The sequence below is a fragment of the Corynebacterium sputi DSM 45148 genome (genome assembly GCF_000427865.1).
GTDB classification, from domain to species: Bacteria; Actinomycetota; Actinomycetes; order Mycobacteriales; family Mycobacteriaceae; genus Corynebacterium; species Corynebacterium sputi.
In genome coordinates, this window is the sequence record NZ_ATYV01000003.1 from 1 (window position 1) to 17,550 (window position 17,550).

Consider the following 17,550-nt stretch of genomic DNA (forward strand, 5'->3'; position numbering starts at 1 on the left):
TTCTACCCAACTGCCCCAGCTCTTGGACCCCTGTTGGTAGGCCGGTGCGGATCCGACACAGCACCTTGTACATCCAACGTTTCCCGATCTTCTTGTTCGGATGCCCGTACGCGGCGATGATGTCCTGATAGATGTGGTGAGTCACGTCCACCGCGGCGTGGTCTTCTACCGCCAACACAGTGTTCAGCTTGGTGAGTTGTTTCTCGGTCAGCAGTTCCATCCGGGTCAGCATGATCCGCCGGATCCCGTACAACGGATCCCCGGACCTGCCGCGATGCCCACACGTGGCCTGCTGGATCCGCTGCCGGGTCTTGGTCAGTTTGTCCGCTGCCAGATGCACGACCCGGCAATAGCCCTCACCTTTAAATCACGTCGGGAACACCGCCAACTAGGCAGCCGCTTCCTTCCTGCGCAGTGAAGGCCTCAGCCTGAAAGTGCAGACGACCTCTGGCAACGACGCCACCCCATGTCGAAGTTAGTTCAGCAACAGCTGTATAGTTCAGCACATGCTGACTATTGCTTCTCGTCTAGACGTGATGAACCGGTTGGGTCGGGCCATGGCGGATCCGACTCGTTCCCGCATTCTCCTGGCGCTGCTGGAGGGGCCGGCCTACCCGGCCGCTCTCGCCCAGGATCTGGAACTGACGCGCTCGAACGTGTCGAACCATCTCGCCTGCCTGAGGGACTGCGGAATTGTTGTCACCGAACCGCAGGGGCGACAGACCCGCTACGAGATCGTTGATGCTCATCTGGCGCAGGCGTTGAACGCGTTGCTGGATATCACCCTGGCCGTCGATGACAACGCCGAATGCATCGACGCCGGATGCGCCGTACCTGGGTGTGTCACTGGACAGGAGAGTGCGTAGTGGTAACCGGTCTACTGTCGGCGATTGGTCTGTTTATCGCCACCAATATCGACGACATCATCGTGCTCTCGCTGTTTTTTGCCCGCGGGGCGGGGCAAAAAGGGACCACGCTTCGGATTCTGGCTGGTCAGTACCTCGGCTTCATGGGCATCCTCGCGGCCGCAGTCCTGGTCACGCTGGGGGCAGGAGCATTCCTACCTGCTGAGGCGATCCCGTACTTCGGACTAATTCCCCTGGCCCTGGGACTATGGGCGGCCTGGCAGGCCTGGCGAAGCGATGATGACGACGATGATAATGCGGAGATCGCCGGGAAAAAGGTGGGTGTGCTGACCGTCGCCGGTGTGACGTTTGCCAACGGTGGCGACAATATCGGCGTCTACGTCCCGGTCTTCCTCAACGTGGACACTGCCGCCGTCATCATCTACTGCATCGTTTTCCTCGTCCTGGTGGCAGGCCTGGTCCTGCTGGCAAAGTTTGTGGCCACCCGCCCGCCCATCGCAGAAGTCCTTGAGCGCTGGGAGCACGTGCTGTTCCCGATCGTCCTGATCGGCCTGGGCATCTTCATCCTCGTCAGCGGCGGCGCCTTCGGCCTCTAATAAGCCCATCCCGAGCGCCCGGGTGGCCTATCCAGGTGTTGCCATCGGCGTCGACTGAACCGCCATTCGAAGCCGCGGAAAAACCGCCAAACGAAGCTGCAAGTCACAGCCTCCACGCTTCTTCTTTCGTTTCTTGCCGCTTTTCTTGGATGGAGGGGGCGACTCTACGCGGAAAATATAGCTTGCCTCTTCTTCACACCAAGTTCCATCAGGTGCTGCATGCCCACTAAAATGAGTTTCCCCAAGGTAAACCGGCTCTTCACGTTTCGGAGTGCGCAAGACTCATGACGTGCAGTCGGAGTTTGTTATCGAACTCGTACAGCTCAAGTACATCGTCAACTGTGGTGCCGACTCGGATCTTTTCCCACTGGTGCGTTTCGTAGAACCACCACAAGTATCCAGAGAAGCGGTAATAACTCATGCGGAGAAGGGCTGACCTGATGGCTGCCGTGTCGCCTTGCAAACCGCGATCCTGCAGTCTGTTTACTTGATCGTTGAGTTCGAGAGGAGGCTTAGTGAACGGCAATTTAGACAAAAGAAACCCGCCTATTTGAGGAACCATCGTCTGCGATGAGCCTAGCCTTGGCGGGTCTTGTTGATGCTGACTTTAGCGGATTGACGTGCCTGAATCCAGCTGTACGATTCGTGCACCTTCGCTCTCCGCGCGCTGGAGTTCGGTGATCAACTCTCCGGCAGGAGCATGCAGGTCTACCGCCACCACGGGGCGATTCGACTCGGAGCCGCCATGTGAGGTCCGGCCGGCAAGTTCTTCGAAATGAAGCCGGGCCTCGGTGCCGGAAATAGCTAGCGTCTCGACGGTCCCGTGCTCAACCAACTCGTCGCGGGCCAGGACCAGATGGGCCAGGAGCTCGTCTAGGGCTTCGACAACGGGGCCGGTGTTGCCCTCGCACATCGCTCGGACCAGGTCTGGAGGAGAGCCTGCCACCCGGGTGGAATCACGGTAGGAGCCCGCCGCCAAAGAAAAGGCCAGCGGTCCACCGGATTCGCCGACCAGGGATAGTGCCCGGGCCAGCACGTGCGGCACGTGGGAGACTCGTGCGACGGACCGGTCGTGGTCATAGGACCGCGCTGGGACAACCTCGGAGCCCACCGACAATGCGAGTTCGACGACCTGCCGGAATACCGTCAACCAGTGCTCGGATGGCTCTGTACCGTCGCGCAGCGCCGCCTCCGCGGTGTCGTAGGTGACCACCCATGCCGCGCCCGTAAACAGCCCAGTGAGGGTGGCGGACCACCCGGCGTCGGCTAGGCCGGCCATCGGGTGCGAGCCGACGAAACTGTCCTGCAGGCCACGTGCGTTCACCTCCTCTTGCACGGCGGTCTTCACGCTGACTACGTCGGTGATGCCGCAGTCTGGGGCGTGCTCGGCGATGGCATCGAGGATGTCGCCGACGGTGAACAGTGGAGTGGCGATGACGATGAGTGCCTGGGACTCATTGGCCCGACGCAGCGTCGTGGGCAGATCGCCACTGACATCGAAGCCCTCTGCTTGGGCAGCATCGACGGTCACGGCGGACCTATTCCAGCCGAAAACCGGGGCCCCGTCGGCGGCCAGATCACGCATAAGTGATCCCCCGATGAGGCCCATCCCCAGGATGCAGACGTTGGTGGGTTCCATCTGTCAATCATCACATAATCCGACTAGCGTTGGTGGCTATGAGCACCAATGATCAGGGGCGGGATTCCGCCGACGGCGACCTTTCCTACGCAGTGGCCGTCGTCCGCACTGATGAGGGCTGGAAGGTGTCCGAACTGGACGATTCCGCCCTCGATTCCGTGGGGGAGGCCGTCACTGCAATGCGCGGCCTGCGGGCAGAGAGCGCCTCGTTCGGTCTGCTGAACATCGATGATGACTACTTCATTATCGTCCGACCCGTTCCCGGGTCGGTGAAGGTATTGCTTTCCGACGCCACCGCCGCCGTCACCGACGATATCGCCGCAGATGTCTTCGATGAGCTGGATATTGATGTCCCGGATATCGCCGATGAGGACTTGGACGACACTGCCGGATGGCCTGAGGGGGATCTGGCGATTCTCGCTGACGTCGGATTGTCCGAGGAGGTCCTGGCCGTTGTCTGTGAAGATGCAGACCTGTGGGCCTCCGAGCAGCTGCAGTCGATCGCCGAGGCACTGGGGTTTGAGGACGAGCTTTCCGACGCTGTCGATGGCGACGGTGACGACGACGATTACGAAGACTGACGGATGGCCCTGCCGCGTCCCTCTCGGGAGCTTCGTGACGAAGATCTGATGCGCCAGGCCATTGCCGTCGCTGCAGGGACCCCAGACGGGGATGTTCCGGTCGGTGCACTGGTGGTCGGTCCTGATGGTGGGGTGTTGGGGAGTGGCGTTAATCGTCGGGAAGCGGATTCTGATCCACTGGCACACGCAGAGGTCATTGCGATACGTGAAGCTGCGGCGGCACACGGGGATGGGTGGCGGCTGGAGGATTGCACGCTGGTCGTGACCCTGGAGCCGTGCGTGATGTGCGCAGGGACCGCCGTGATGGCTCGGGTCGGCCGCATTGTGTTCGGAGCGTGGTCGCCGAAGACCGGGGCGTGCGGGTCGATCGCTGACGTGGTTCGTGAGCCTGCACATCCTTGGACGCCTCAGGTCACCGGCGGGGTGCTGGCGGAGGAGTGCGCAAACCTGCTGCCGAGCTTTTTCCGCGCGAAGCGACAGGAGTCCGGGACCGTCTGATTTCATGGGGTCATTTTCGCCGTGACCTGGCAATTTGGCCGTCTTCGGGGGCATCGGTAATGTTTCTTGACGGTGGCGTGTCCGAGCGGCCGAAGGTGCTCGCCTCGAAAGCGAGTGTTGGGTAATCCCCAACCGAGGGTTCAAATCCCTCCGCCACCGCCATTGATCCCCCTTCCTGATATCTCGGGAAGGGGGATTCTTCATGTCCGAACCTGGGGTGGGGTGGCCGGCGTATTTATCCGCAATTATTGAATATTGGTCGACTCTGGCTGGAATTGGCGACCCTCGCGCGGAATGCTGCAATAACTCGTTGGACTATTTAAAAATGTCTCAGACGCTCCCATGACGGTTATCGCTGGGGACGGTGGATTGCTGGAACAACCAGTGCAGCCGCAGAGTCCACTTCGGCTCGCACCGGGAGAGCGCGCAGAGACCCTAGTGGAACTTCGTCCCGGCCAGACGGTACGTCTGCGTTCTGAGGAAGTGGATCTGGGAGGAGTTGCCGTACCTGGAGTTATGGGTGGCGGTGATTCGTTTGACGTCCTGGAATTACGTGGGGCTGAGGTGCTGACGCCATCCCCAGAAGCGACGTGGCCGAGATCGGTTCATGCGGAAGAGGATGAACTACACGAATCAGAGGTGTCCCGGACCCGGTCATTCATGCTTGCCGGCAGGGAGATCAACGGCGAACGCATGGACATGCAGCGTATCGACGAGGTTGTGCACGTCGGTGACACTGAGATCTGGGAAATTCGGAGCCAGGAGCCGGTGCCGCATAGTTTCCATATCCATGACGTGCAGTTTCTAGTCCTGAGCATCGACGAGGAAGCGCCACTGCCGGAAATGGCAGGCCGGAAAGACACGGTCTACTTGGAACCGAACCGCGATTATCGGCTGCTGATGCGTTTTGAGGACTTCGCTGACCCTCACCACGCTTATATGTACCACTGCCACATGCTGCTGCATGAGGACGAAGGGATGATGGGCCAGTTCGTGGTCATCGATCCTGGCGACGAGGTGCCCGAACGGTTACCGCCGGTTGGTGGGCCCCACGGGCGTGGGCATCACTGACGGTCGCTGGAGGTGTGGGCGTCGCCGGGATCGAGCATTGCCCAGATCGCGGCGATAACTGCCATCGCAGTGACCATGCCGACCACGCCGGCCCAGCCGAATGCGACGAATGCGAATCCCCCGAGATAGCCGAAAACGCTGGAGCCTGCGTAGTACCAGAAGTTATAGAGGGACGTGGACTGCGAGCGGTTCTCCTCAGCGCGAGCTCCCGCCCATCCTGAGGCGACCGAATGCGCCCCGAAGAATCCGCCGGTGAGGATGACCAGACCGAGAATGATGAAGGGCAAGGAATAGGCCAGCGTCATGAGGACGCCCGCGATCATCACTGCGATGGACACCAACAGCACTGGCTTCCGCCCGAACCGCATGACTTGTCCGCCCGCGATGCGAGAGGTGACGGTGCCGGCAAGGTAAGCCAGGAACAGCAGGCTCGCCAGGCCAACCGGAAGCAGGAATGGCGGTGTCTCTAGGCGGAAGGTGAGGTAGTTGTACATCGTCACAAAACCGCCCATGAGCAGGAATGCCTGCCCGTAGATCATGAGCATCCGGGGATTCTTCATGTGCGCAGCGGTCGCCCGGAACACTGAGCTCGGTGAGACCCGCTTTACGACGAACCCCTGTGGTTCCGGCGTCACTACAAAAAAGACCACTGCTGCCACAGCCGCCAGGACGGCCACGGCAAAGGTGCCGATGCGCCAGTCGAAGGCGTCGGCGATGGGGGCGGCGACGATGCGTCCGAGAAGCCCGCCGATCGTCGTGCCGGAGACGTACGTGCCGGCAGCAATGGCGGCTGCCTTCTTTGAGACCTCTTCACTGAGGTAGGCCACTGCAACTCCAGGAATGCCGCCGAGGGCAATTCCCTCTAGGACACGCAGTGCTATGAATGCTTCGAACCACGGCACCCACGGCACGAGGAGTCCAATCCCGACGGCCAGCACCAAAGCGATCCGCATCGACCTAATTCGCCCGATGCGATCGGCGACTAGTGACCAGGGCAAGACCGACAGGGCCAAGCCAGCGGTTGCCGCGGAGATCGCGAGACTCGCACTGGAGGCATCGACATTCATGTCCGCAGCGACCAGCGGAAGCACGCCCTGCGGCGAATAGAGTTGGGCGAACGTCGCAATACCCGCTCCGAGCAGCGCAATCAGGATCCTGCGGTACTCCGAAGAGCCCTTCTCCCAACCGGGCCAGGATGCACCGGACCCGGTGGTGCCCACAGTGTTCGCGTTGCTCATGAGGATTAACTGTAAAAGCCTGGCTGTCCTGACGTAAATACGTTCTGCGGGAGGATGTAATGCAAAAAGTGCATAACAGGGAATAATTGAACCCGTGCAACTGGATGACTTGAAGAACTTCCTGGAACTGTCCCGCGTACCGAACATGACCCACGCATCCGATCACCTGGGTATCTCTCAGCCGGCACTGTCCCGGTCCTTGGCACGCTTAGAGAAGGATCTCGGACACCTGCTGTTCGACCGCAATGGACGACGGCTGAGCCTCAACGCACGAGGTGAGGTCCTCGTTCCCCATGCAGCAAGGATCGTCTCTGAACTTCAGGACGCGAAGGCTCGGCTCGCGGCACTGCAAGATCCGGAGGAAGAGGTGGTCTCGCTGTCCTACGTGACGTCATTTGGTTCATGGCTCGTGCCATCGCTCATCGAGGATTACCGCTCGATCGCGCCGAGTGTGCGCTTCATCCTCGACGGCGGACCGGCGGACCATGTCCTGGAATCAGTGCGTGATGGCGGTCCCGACATCGGGTTCCTCAGTCCCCGGCCCGAGACTGGCGATGTCATCTGGACCGAACTTGTCCGTCAACCGCTTGCCCTCACTGTTCCACCTGGGCATCCGTTGGCCGGGCGGTCACAGGTGACTGCCGAGGACCTTCATGGTCTCGGGTTCGTCATGTTCCGACCCGAATACGGACTCCGCCAGATCGCCGATCGACTCTTCCGGGATCTCGGCGTTAGCCCTCACATCGCGATGGAGGTTACCGAGATGTCCACGTTGCGGGCGCTGGTCGCCACCGGCGCTGGCGCGGCCATCATGCCCGTCGAGACTCCACCGTCAACGTCTGTCGCTCAGATCCCGCTCGCGGCACCGGTTACCCGGACGGCAGGGATGATTGTTTCTGCAAACAGAGGGATGCCACCGGCGGTAGCCCGTTTTGCGCGATTCGTCGGAGAGTGGGGAAGTGGGAGGTGAGGTGGGCGTCGGGAAGCGCATTGGGTCTAATTGTTCTAACTTCACCTCGAGTTCCGTACGATGTTGACTGTTGTAATGGAAAGGGTGGCGGGCATGGCGAAGGTTCTGTTCAGACTGGGTAGATGGTCGTACCTGCATAAAAAGACCGTGATCGTGGCGTGGGTGCTGCTACTCGCGATCATCGGCGGGTTGGCCGGAGCATTCCAGAAGGGATTCACCGACCAGTTCGTCATCGAAGATGCCCCCTCCACCGAGGCCTCCGACCTCATGCTGGAGAACTTCGACGGGGCAGTCGACCCGATGACGGACATGACCGTCAACCTTGTATTCGCCGCACCAGAGGGACGAACCCTCGAAGAGCCCGAATACACCGAGGCCGTGGAAGACGTGGTCTCCTACGTGCGGGACAACGTCGACGGAATGGGCAACGACGAACAGTTGCAGAACCCCGTCACGTTCGCCCCCATCATGCGCGACGCGATCATCGAAGCCGGCACCTCCTCCGGAATGTCACCGGAAGTCGCTGAACAGGACGCACACGCCCTGCGAGTGTTGTCCGACGACGGCCGATACGGCACCGCGATGTTCTCATTCGACGCGGTCGTCCAGACCGAAATTGCTCCCGATGACCGGCAAGCGGTCTTCGACGCGATGGACATTGGACGCGAAGCCGGCCTTGAAGTTGAGGCCAACGGCCCGGGTTTCATGGACCCAGTAGAGATCGGCGCCCTCTCTGAGATCATCGGAATCTTCGTAGCTTTCGTGGTCCTGGTGATCACGTTCGGCTCGCTGGTGTCTGCTGGGCTGCCGCTGCTGTCTGCGCTGCTTGGCGTGGGAATTGGTGCCCTCGGCATCGTGTTCATGACGGCGTTTTCTGAGCTCAACTCCGTCACCCCGATTCTGGCTGTGATGATCGGCCTGGCTGTCGGTATCGACTACGCGCTGTTCATCATGGCCCGCTATCGAGCGGACCTGCGCGATGGTATCGACAAACCAGATGCGGCGGGACTGGCTGTGGCCACCGCCGGCTCTGCGGTGGTGTTTGCTGGGCTAACCGTGCTCATCGCCTTGGCAGCTCTGGTGCTTGCCGGAATTCCGTTCCTGTCGATGATGGGTATTTCCGCAGCTATCACCGTCGGTATGGCAGTGGTGATTTCCCTGACGCTGGTGCCGGCACTGTTCGGTGTGTTCGGGGACCGGCTGTTCAAGGGAGCCGTTCCCGGTGTCGCCGGCAACCCGATCAAGGGCCGCCCGCGCCCGCTTCGCAACGGCAAGACCATGGGCCGCAGGTGGGTCGAGCTGGTGCACAAGGCCCCGGGTACCTGCCTGGTCGTGGTTATTCTCGCCCTCGGTGCGCTGTCGCTGCCGATCACCGGAATGAAACTGGCGATCCCCTCTGATGCCACCGCCGAGTACGACTCCACCCAACGCCAGGCGACTGAGCTGATCGCAGAAGGCTTCGGTGAAGGCCGCAACGCGCCGATGATCGTGGTTGCCGTTGCAGATGACGTCAACCCTGACGCTCCCGCCCTGGCACCGCTTGCCGACGCAATCCAAGCCATGGACCCGGACCTCTCACGAGAAGAAGCCGCTCGTACCGCGTCCTTTAGCTACCTGCTGGACCAGGTCAAGAACAACGTCGATGTCGAGCACATCCAGATCATCGGACTGAACGAGGCCGGCACCGCCGCGCAGATGATCCTCACGCCGAAGGCAGGTGCTTTGGACGGGTCGACGACGCAGCTCATCGATGCCGTGCGCACCCAGCAGTCTCAGATTGAGGCATCCACCGGCCTGGTGACCGGCGTGACCGGACTGGTCCCGATCGAACTGGACGTCACCGATCAGCTCTCTGAAGCGATGCCGATCTACCTGACCGTCGTCGTCGGCTTGGCGATCGTCCTGCTCCTTCTGGTGTTCCGCTCTCTGGTGGTCCCGCTGACTGCCGGCATCGGATTCCTCCTGTCCGTCGGCGCTGCCTTCGGCCTGACGATCCTGTTCTGGCAGGAGGGACTGTGGGGCATCGTGCCGACCCCAGGACCGCTGATCTCGTTCATGCCGATCTTCCTCATCGGTGTCACGTTCGGTCTGGCCATGGATTACCAAGTGTTCCTGGTCTCTCGAATGCGCGAGTACTACACACATTCCAAGGGCAAGGCCAAGCCAGGATCGAAGTACACAGCAGTCGACGAATCGATCATCGAGGGCTTCTCCCTGGGTGCCCGCGTCGTCACCGCTGCGGCGATCATCATGATCACCGTCTTCGTGGCATTCATCGGCCAGCCGCTGCCATTCATCAAGATTTTCGGCTTCGCCCTCGGCGCAGCGATTCTCTTCGACGCCTTCTTCATCCGCATGACCTTCATCCCCGCAGCGATGTTCCTGCTGGGCAGGTCCGTGTGGTGGCTGCCGAAGTGGCTGGACAAGATCCTGCCGAAGGTAGATGTCGAAGGAGAGGGCATCGAGGAGCACCGCCAGGAGCTTCTGGCGAAGGTCAACGCCGGTTCGGTCTCCGACGCCGACGCTGGCACAATTGACGGGCCGACAACTGAAAACTCCGGAAGGCACCGTAAATGACAGGAAACTCCACCTCCCGCTTCGAACCGACCGCGGATCTCGAAGGGGGAGCCGGACGTGCAGGTGTCCTCCAGACCCCGCATGGCGAGATCCAGACCCCCGCGTTCATCCCAGTCGCGACTAAGGCGACCGTGAAAACGCTGACGCCAGAGCAGATTCGGGGCACCGGGGCACAGGCCATCCTGTCCAACGCGTACCACCTGTACTTGCAGCCGGGCCAAGACATCGTCGAGGGCGATGGCGGCCTGACCAAGTTCGAGAACTGGCACGGCCCGACCTTCACCGACTCCGGTGGATTCCAGGTGATGAGCCTCGGCGTTGGTTTCCGCAAGACCCTCGCGATGGACGTGAAGGGCCTGCAGAACGACGATGTCGTCGCACCGGGCAAGCAGCGCAACGCATTCGTCGACGAAGACGGCGTGACCTTCCGCTCTCACATCGACGGCTCGTCTCACCGCTTCACCCCTGAAGTATCCATGGGCATTCAGCACCAGCTCGGCGCAGACATCATCTTCGCCTTTGACGAGCTGACTACGCTGATGAACACCCGCATCTACCAGGAGGGATCGGTCGACCGCACCCACCGTTGGGCCCGCCGCTGCCTGGAGGAACACAACCGCTTGTCGACCGAGCGCAACCAGTCCGGCCTGCATGCGCCTTATGGTTCCGGTTCGATGCCTGTCGACGGAATCCGGCCTGAACAGCAGCTCTTCGGGGTTGTGCAGGGTGCGCAGTATGAAGATTTGCGTCGTAAAGCGACGCGGGGCCTCGTTTCGCTTTCCGACGAATTCGAAGCCAACGGCCACCGCGGCTTTGCTGGGTACGGCATCGGTGGCGCCCTGGAGAAAGAGAACCTGGGCACGATTGTCGGGTGGTGCACAGACGAGCTTCCCGACGACCGCCCCCGGCACCTCCTCGGCATTTCCGAGCCTGACGACGTCTTCGCCGCAGTCGCCGCCGGCGCCGACACCTTTGATTGTGTTTCCCCGACGAGGCTGGCCCGTCGCGGTGGCGTCTACACCCGCGATGGCCGCATGACGCTGACGAATGCTCGCTTCAAGCGCGACTTCCGTCCGATCGACGAGGAAACTGCCTCGTACACCTCGCTCAATTACTCCCGTGCGTACATTCACCATCTGCTGAAGGCGAAGGAATACTTGGCAGGAACGCTTTGTACGATTCACAACCTGCACTTCATGATCACGCTAGTCGATGACATCCGTCAGTCGATCCACGATGGTCGGTTCGCCGAGTTCCGTGACGACTTCATGACGCGCTACTACGCAGGTCCGAATGGAAAGAACCTTACTTAGAGAATTTTTTCGGTGCTCATTAACTGTGTGGCACCGTAAAAGTGGGAGTAATGGTGACACTGAGCCGAATAGCGGCATCGAATTTCAGATTACCCGTAGGTAACCTAAGGGCGCCGCCAAATCTCAACATTCTCTAGAAATTTGGAAGGACCCGATTCATGCGGAATCGAAGCAAAATTCTCCCTGTCGTATTCGCGCTACCATTTGTTGTCGCCGCCTGTGGCGATGATGCATCGCCCTCGGAAGAAACCACGGAAACCGTCACCTCAACTGCTACTTCTGTCGAGCATGAGGAAGAAGGGGCTACTCACTCGGATATTGAGCAGCCCCATCACAATGAGGGGGTGATTCGCGATGATGATCCCGGTGGACAACCGTGTACTGACCAAAATGGAGCACCCGGACATTACATAGCGACCGATGAAGGTAGCTTTGTCTGTGAGATCACCGGAGATGCATCGCGGCAATAACCGGTGACTATCGAGTGGCGTTAGCGGCCGCCGTTGGCAGCATATTCGGCAGCCCAGTATCCCTCGCGCTTTTTCACCCAAGCGATGACTCGGTAGGTCACCGGAAGAAGGGCGACTTCCACGCCGACCTTCCAAATGAAACCGACAATCACGAAGTTGATGAAGTCAGCCCAGGTGGAGATTCCAATTGCGGTGGCTGCAATTGAGCAGAAGATCAGTGTGTCTGCGAATTCGCCGACCACAGTGGATCCGAGAAGGCGTGCCCACAGGGATTTTTCACCGGTACGGCGCTTGATGGCGACGAGGACCCATGCGTTGAGCAATTGTCCCACCAGGTACGCAGTGAGTCCGGCTAGTACTAGTTGTGGCACTGTCCCGAGGACCGTGCTGAATGCTTCCTGGTTCTCGTAGAAGCCTGCCGGCGGCAGTTGAATGCCAATCCAGAAACAGATCATGGCGGCTGCGAGGATCATGAATCCGATGAACACGGCGCGTCGCGTAGCGCGGAAGCCGTAGCACTCGGAAAGAATATCGCCGATGACGTAACTCAGCGGGAAGAGGAAGAAGGCACCGTCGGTGACGAGGCCAAATATCTCGACGCCCTTTGTGGCGTTGATGTTCGAGACGATCAGCAGTGCGACGAAGATCGCCAGCAGCGCGGGGTAGAAAGACTTCTGGATCCGGATGTGGCGGGTCCCATTGTCGACGGGCGAGGTGTCGGATGAGGCGTCGTCAAGCGGGTTGTTCTGGGAAGTCGTGGACGTGGGCAGGGTGTCGGCCTGCGCAGCGTCCGGCCCAGGCTCAGGCAGGGGATGCCCCGGGGAATTAGTGGTCATGAGCGGGAATGATACCGACCACGCACGCCCCGGTGAACTCAGTGAGTTCGGTTGATGGGTTATCCCACGCGGAGCCTGGAGTACGGGTTGGAGACCTGGCGGGCCAGTTCGGACTGTGCCTTGTAGAGGACTCCGACTACTTCGTCCACGTCCTTCGGGTGCAGCCCATCAAAGATGGTGTACGCGTCACCCCAGGTGTAGTCGGTGGGGACCTGCGCGGCGCCGACGGTGTCTAGCGATTCGCGGAGAACCTCGATCGCACCGGAAATGGCGCGCGGCCCTGGGGTAGTGCCGAGGACTAGGACGGGCTTGCCGCTCAGCACGCCGGTGCTCATGGGGCGGGAGCACCAGTCGATGGCGTTGGTGATGACGGCCGGGGCGGTGTGGTTGTGCTCGGGGGTCACGATGACCACGCCGTCGGACTTTTTCACGGCAGATCTCAGATCGGATGCCGCGCGTGGCTCCTTGCCGGGCACGTCGAGGTCTTCGTCGTAGAACGGCACGTCGCGGAGTTGTTCGAAGATTTCGGCGGAGGCATCTTCCGGGAGAGTGTCGATAAACGCCTCGGCGAGCTGGCGGTTGGTCGAGTTGTGGCGGAGGGAACCGATGAGGACGATGTAGTGTTTCATGGCTCCAATTTACCGCCAGAAACACTGTTAATCCGATTCGCGACCATGAGTTTGCATGGTAGTAACATTCGGCTCCATGAGCGTCGGACGATATGCACCGAGCCCCACGGGCCACCTTCACCTGGGAAATCTTCGCACCGCGGTGATCGCGTGGGCGCGAGCGAGGTCCACTGATGGTGGGTTTATCGTGCGCATCGAGGACATTGATCGGCAGCGGTCGAAGCGGGAGTTTGAGGCTCAGCAATTGGCCGATTTGGCGGCGGTTGGCGTGGAGTGGGATGGAACTCCGGTGCGTCAATCTGAGCGCGATGGAGTATATTTCGGCGCATTGGAGAAGCTCCCGACGTTCGAATGTTTCTGCAGCCGCCGCGAGATCCAAGATGCCGCTTCGGCACCTCATGGGTCCGATCTTGCCCCTGGCGCTTACCCGGGTACGTGCAGGCATCTTTCTGCTGAGGTTCGTGAGTCCAAGCGCGCCGAGCGCGCTGCCAAGGGGATGGCGCCGGCGCTTCGGCTTGCCGCTGAAGAAAAGCATTGGCTTTCCGACGACCTCATCCACGGCCCCACCACCGGCACTGTCGACGATTTTGTTCTCAAGAGGGCGGACGGGGATTGGGCTTACAACCTGGCTGTCGTCGCCGATGATGCGGATCAAGGCGTGACGGAGGTGGTCCGGGGAGACGATCTGCTGTTGTCGGCTCCTCGCCAGGCGTATCTGGCGCATCTGCTGGGTGAGTCTGCTCCGACGTATTTCCATGTGCCGTTGGTGGTGAACTCCGAAGGCCGTCGGTTGGCCAAGCGGGATGGGGATGTCACCCTACGGGATGTCACGGCTGAATCCGCGCGAAAATGGATTATGGCGTCGCTCGGCTTCCCGGGGCTCGAGATTGACAAGCTCCCTGAGGTCTTCACTGTGGCGTCCGTGCCGAGAGAACCAGTCGTATTCTCCTGAGCTAGATTCACCCGCTGTCCTGCGCTTTTATCGGCGGGTTTGTGGGATGTTCCCTTTACGATTGTTCCCATGGTTCACAGCAATCGGTGTGGTGACGGTGCTCGGCGATGAAGGTTCGGACAGCACTCACGATCCTGATTGCCATCATGGCGGTCTGCATTCTGGTGGTCGGCGCGACCGCTGTGTGGGTTGGTCAGCAAGGCCCCTCTGATGTGCTTGCCGCCGATGACTTTGTCGAAGAGCCTGCGGATCCCGCAGCCTCTCTGAACGATGAGCTTTCCGACGCCGACCTGGCCCGTATCGCCGGTCTCCAACAGAACGCCGAATTACTTCCCGCAGGTAAAGAAGAGATCCAGATGGTCACCGATGATGGGTCGCGGCTGCGTTGGTTCAGTAGGACGCCGTCGGTTGTGGCGGACGGACGGATCTGGCCGGTCGAGGGGCCACCGGATGGGGACAACGCCAACAACGTCTATTTCGGCGGACCGTTGGAAGGCCGCGGTTCCTGGGGTGATGCTGGACTCTTGGATGAGGATCCCTACGTCCTGGACAAAGGTGAGGGAGTCTCCTGGGGAGAATCCGCTCCCTATGAGTTTCTCTATTTCGACGAATTTCCATTCACCAGGCAGCAGCACGGGCTGTCGACGAATACGCTCCTAGATCTCGGGATGAGCCGTGAGGATGCCGGACGGCACAACGGCTATCTCTTCCATGACGGGACGACGATCTTTCATGTCACTGGACAGGGAACCCCAGAAACAACGGTGACGGCGCTGTCACCCGTCAGTGGATTCCGGGAGTTCCGGTTTTGAATGAGGGCGAATTTCACCCGCATCTTCGCCGCTTTCACCCGTTTTTGTGCAGTTCAACGATGTTTTTGATTGTTTTACTCACCTAATATTTAGCTTTCAAAGCCGTCGAATTCTGGTCGGTGAAGGTGAGTCGGCTGCCGCGACAACGGTCGGCCCAGACGAGGGAGAATGGGATGACCAAGAGACCGTGGTTGATGGCGTTGATTGCCGTGGAAGTCGTAGCGATTCTGGTGATTGCCGCCGTTGTGTGGTTCATCGGGGATCGCAAGATTGAGCCGGTGGCAGTGAACGAGACCTGCACGATGCAAGATTCCGGCATCGACTGGCTGAATAACGGCAATTCCGCGGAGATGATTTCTGGCGGTGCGGCCGAAGGCGAGTCTGTCACCTACAACTTCAGCAATGTCGTCGTTGATTTGCAGTGCCCGGGACTGGGGTACGCGATCGCGCATGATGCGGTGCCGGTGTCGGATGGTGGGGACGTCGGGACGGCAGAGCCAGGCTCGGTGCTGGCGCTTTTCATCGACGGTATCCCCATCGAGCAGCAGTACGACGTGATGCGCATCGGTGGTGTGGAGAGGGTCTCTAGTGAGGAGATTCGGGTCCGGTACGAGATGGGGGATGGGTCGGACAGCACGGTCGTTACCTACTCGCTTGCCGATCTTAAGGCTGGCGCCCAGGAACTCGATGAGCCAGAGGCGGCCAACGTCGCAGGTGACGGCTACGCAGTCAATGCGGCGAGCCCGCGAGGCTACTACGGAACCGGTGTCCGTGACGTGCGGATCCGGGTGGTTGGCTCAAACGTCCAGCGCTACTACATGTGTGGTCTGCGAGTCCCACGTCCGACGAAGGTCTACAACCGGAACGTCTACAACGCCCACCGAACGACCATCAATGCTGCGCCTGGCACTACCGGTCAGCGCAACAGCACCCAGCAGAGCGCTCGCGAAGAAGAGACGACCTCGAAGGACAAGGACCGGGACAAGGACAAGAAGTGCTCGGCTTCAGGTTCGGTGCCTAGCTGGTTGGCCAGCGGCAAGACCCGGGACCTGAACCCGCCGAAGGGAGCCAATGACTCGGAGACGAGCAGCATCTCCTCTAGCGCGTCGTCGTCGACCTCGTCCTCCACCTCATCGTCGACGTCCACCTCAACGACATCGACGACCACGACCCGAGCACCGACGACATCAACCACAACCACGCCGCCCGCGGTGACGACCACAGAACCGATCGAGACTCAGCCTCCGGCTCAACCCCAGACGAATGAGGCTCCGGCTGCGGTGGACGTAGAGGTCGCTCCGCTGGCGTCCTCGAGCAAGGCGGCGACCTGGAAGGTCAAGTTCGGCAAGGTCAGCACCAACCTGGAATGCCCTGGCCTGTCCTGGGCAATTGCTGACGACTCTGAAGCAGTTCCGTCCGGCACCACCAGTTACACCGGTGACCGGAAGGGCTCAGTAATCGTGTTCATGATCGACGGCGAGCTCGTGTCGCGTCAGAACCAGCTGGCGAAGATCTCCGGAGTCCAGCGAGTCGACGCTGACACTGTGAAGGTCCAGTACTCCTCGGGAACCGTCACCTACTCAGTGAAGGGTGGAAAGCTCTCCACCAGCGGCAACCCCGGCAGTGCCGTGATCGCTGACCTGAAGTAATCCGACATCCTCCCCCATATCCCGGATCTCGGGATGTGGGGGTGTGGTGTGTGGAGGTGGACGTCGGGAAGCATTTCGGGCGCTTTTGCGATGCCCCTTTACAACAGTGTTTTTCCCGATAGTATCGACTCGATAATCATATTCTCAGATGATGATCAGGGGTGTGGGTATGTCTGGTTCAGGTGCAGTGTCGGTGAAGCGGAGCGTCGCGGCGGTTCTGACTGTGGCTGCCATGGGTCTAGCTACCGCGTGCGCCGACGATGGGCGTTCCGGGGAGTCCGTCGAAGACAGCGGTGACTCGGAAGAAAACACTGGCGACACGGAGGCGCGTGACACCCCGGTTTCTGGATGGGAGCCTGGGCCATCCACCGAGCCGGTGGGGGGACTCTCTGATGGCGACCTGCTGGAGATAGTGCAAAAGGCCGATGCCGGCGCGGATCTTGAGATTCCGGACGGTGTTGACTGGGTGTCCCTCGTGGTCGATATCGGCGCCGGCGTCGAGGCGCGGTGGCGCGTTCCTGGTGGCATGGTCACCGCGGCGCGGCCAATCTGGGCTGTCTCGGATGACGAGGATGATGTCGACGAGGTCAACACCGTCTATTTCGCGGGCGATAACCGCGGAACCGGCAATGACTCAGATGCCGGACAGGGATGGGTGCAGCCATCAGTTCAATTGCAGCCGGGCCAATCGGTCGACCTTGGCGTGGATGATGAGTCAGACTCGGATCCTTTGGGCGTGCTCTACTTCGACGGCATGAATCTGGTTCATTGGGGCGAGGAAGGCAGCCCAGAGGGGCAAGTCTCGGTGCTGAACCCGGAGGAGGGGTTCCGCGAGGTGCAGCTGGATCAGTGA

Annotated in this window: 18 protein-coding genes, 1 tRNA gene and 1 pseudogene; 14 read left to right on the forward strand and 6 right to left on the reverse strand. The window is 60.6% G+C overall.

Going from position 1 to position 17,550, the window contains the following annotated elements; all coding sequences use genetic code 11:
* Positions 1-343, reverse strand: a pseudogene (locus YWU_RS0102140) (transposase); the annotation flags it as partial.
* A 163-nt stretch (positions 344-506) separates the two neighbouring features.
* Here YWU_RS0102140 and cmtR point away from each other — a divergent pair.
* Together cmtR and YWU_RS0102150 are read left to right on the forward strand one after the other, a co-directional pair.
* The gene (gene cmtR, locus YWU_RS0102145; protein WP_027019174.1) at positions 507-866 is read left to right on the forward strand and encodes a Cd(II)/Pb(II)-sensing metalloregulatory transcriptional regulator CmtR; all 360 of its coding nucleotides are present in this window, start codon (positions 507-509) and stop codon (positions 864-866) included.
* A complete protein-coding gene (locus tag YWU_RS0102150) occupies positions 824-1,462 on the forward strand; it encodes a cadmium resistance transporter (protein ID WP_205618276.1) in 639 nt (212 codons plus the stop codon). The genes cmtR and YWU_RS0102150 overlap by 43 nt, the downstream gene beginning before the upstream one ends.
* Before the next feature lie 259 nt (positions 1,463-1,721).
* Here the strand turns inward: YWU_RS0102150 and YWU_RS18315 are convergent, their stop codons facing one another.
* Positions 1,722-1,883 carry an Abi family protein gene (locus YWU_RS18315; RefSeq protein ID WP_169718867.1) on the reverse strand — a complete coding sequence of 54 codons (162 nt, stop codon included), beginning with the start codon at positions 1,881-1,883 and terminating at the stop codon, positions 1,722-1,724.
* Positions 1,884-2,069: 186 nt separating this feature from the next.
* On the reverse strand, positions 2,070-3,101 hold the full coding sequence (locus tag YWU_RS0102165) for a prephenate dehydrogenase (protein ID WP_027019177.1): 1,032 nt from the start codon (positions 3,099-3,101) through the stop codon (positions 2,070-2,072).
* 38 nt (positions 3,102-3,139) lie between these two features.
* Between YWU_RS0102165 and YWU_RS0102170 the strand changes: the two genes are divergently transcribed.
* From YWU_RS0102170 to YWU_RS14665, 4 genes are all read left to right on the forward strand, one after another.
* Positions 3,140-3,682: a tRNA adenosine deaminase-associated protein gene (locus YWU_RS0102170; RefSeq protein ID WP_027019178.1), complete on the forward strand. Its 543-nt coding sequence runs from the start codon at positions 3,140-3,142 to the stop codon at positions 3,680-3,682.
* Between the two features lie 3 nt (positions 3,683-3,685).
* Positions 3,686-4,180: a nucleoside deaminase gene (locus tag YWU_RS0102175; RefSeq protein WP_051259916.1), complete on the forward strand. Its 495-nt coding sequence runs from the start codon at positions 3,686-3,688 to the stop codon at positions 4,178-4,180.
* Positions 4,181-4,251: 71 nt separating this feature from the next.
* Positions 4,252-4,342: transfer RNA gene (locus YWU_RS0102180), tRNA-Ser, on the forward strand.
* A gap of 180 nt (positions 4,343-4,522) precedes the next feature.
* Entirely contained in the window at positions 4,523-5,251 is a 729-nt protein-coding gene (locus YWU_RS14665) for a multicopper oxidase domain-containing protein (protein ID WP_084141566.1), read from the forward strand.
* On the opposite strand, the gene YWU_RS0102190 is transcribed toward YWU_RS14665, so the two are convergent.
* The gene (locus YWU_RS0102190) at positions 5,245-6,489 is read right to left on the reverse strand and encodes an MFS transporter (RefSeq protein WP_051259918.1); all 1,245 of its coding nucleotides are present in this window, start codon (positions 6,487-6,489) and stop codon (positions 5,245-5,247) included. The genes YWU_RS14665 and YWU_RS0102190 overlap by 7 nt on opposite strands.
* Before the next feature lie 94 nt (positions 6,490-6,583).
* Here YWU_RS0102190 and YWU_RS0102195 point away from each other — a divergent pair, with 94 nt between their 5' ends.
* From YWU_RS0102195 to YWU_RS18080, 4 genes are all read left to right on the forward strand, one after another.
* Positions 6,584-7,459 carry a LysR family transcriptional regulator gene (locus tag YWU_RS0102195; RefSeq protein WP_027019181.1) on the forward strand — a complete coding sequence of 292 codons (876 nt, stop codon included), beginning with the start codon at positions 6,584-6,586 and terminating at the stop codon, positions 7,457-7,459.
* Positions 7,460-7,552: 93 nt separating this feature from the next.
* Positions 7,553-10,036 carry an MMPL family transporter gene (locus YWU_RS14670; RefSeq protein WP_051259919.1) on the forward strand — a complete coding sequence of 828 codons (2,484 nt, stop codon included), beginning with the start codon at positions 7,553-7,555 and terminating at the stop codon, positions 10,034-10,036.
* Positions 10,033-11,349, forward strand: coding sequence for a tRNA guanosine(34) transglycosylase Tgt (locus YWU_RS0102205; protein ID WP_027019182.1), 1,317 nt, complete (start codon positions 10,033-10,035; stop codon positions 11,347-11,349). Before YWU_RS14670 ends, YWU_RS0102205 begins: the two co-directional genes overlap by 4 nt.
* Positions 11,350-11,507: 158 nt before the next feature.
* Complete coding sequence (locus YWU_RS18080; protein WP_156892679.1) at positions 11,508-11,819, forward strand: hypothetical protein; 312 nt, start codon at positions 11,508-11,510, stop codon at positions 11,817-11,819.
* A gap of 20 nt (positions 11,820-11,839) precedes the next feature.
* On the opposite strand, the gene YWU_RS14675 is transcribed toward YWU_RS18080, so the two are convergent.
* Both YWU_RS14675 and YWU_RS0102215 read right to left on the reverse strand, forming a co-directional pair.
* Positions 11,840-12,655, reverse strand: coding sequence for a queuosine precursor transporter (locus YWU_RS14675; protein ID WP_034646782.1), 816 nt, complete (start codon positions 12,653-12,655; stop codon positions 11,840-11,842).
* Positions 12,656-12,714: 59 nt separating this feature from the next.
* Complete coding sequence (locus YWU_RS0102215; protein ID WP_034646785.1) at positions 12,715-13,284, reverse strand: NADPH-dependent FMN reductase; 570 nt, start codon at positions 13,282-13,284, stop codon at positions 12,715-12,717.
* 76 nt (positions 13,285-13,360) lie between these two features.
* Here YWU_RS0102215 and gluQRS point away from each other — a divergent pair, with 76 nt between their 5' ends.
* The 4 genes from gluQRS to YWU_RS0102235 all read left to right on the forward strand — a co-directional run bounded on the left by gluQRS (position 13,361) and on the right by YWU_RS0102235 (position 17,550).
* Positions 13,361-14,236, forward strand: coding sequence for a tRNA glutamyl-Q(34) synthetase GluQRS (gene gluQRS / locus YWU_RS0102220; protein WP_027019184.1), 876 nt, complete (start codon positions 13,361-13,363; stop codon positions 14,234-14,236).
* A 107-nt stretch (positions 14,237-14,343) separates the two neighbouring features.
* Complete coding sequence (locus YWU_RS0102225; protein ID WP_027019185.1) at positions 14,344-15,048, forward strand: hypothetical protein; 705 nt, start codon at positions 14,344-14,346, stop codon at positions 15,046-15,048.
* Positions 15,049-15,221: 173 nt separating this feature from the next.
* The gene (locus YWU_RS0102230; protein ID WP_027019186.1) at positions 15,222-16,697 is read left to right on the forward strand and encodes a hypothetical protein; all 1,476 of its coding nucleotides are present in this window, start codon (positions 15,222-15,224) and stop codon (positions 16,695-16,697) included.
* Between the two features lie 151 nt (positions 16,698-16,848).
* Positions 16,849-17,550 carry a hypothetical protein gene (locus tag YWU_RS0102235; RefSeq protein ID WP_205618277.1) on the forward strand — a complete coding sequence of 234 codons (702 nt, stop codon included), beginning with the start codon at positions 16,849-16,851 and terminating at the stop codon, positions 17,548-17,550.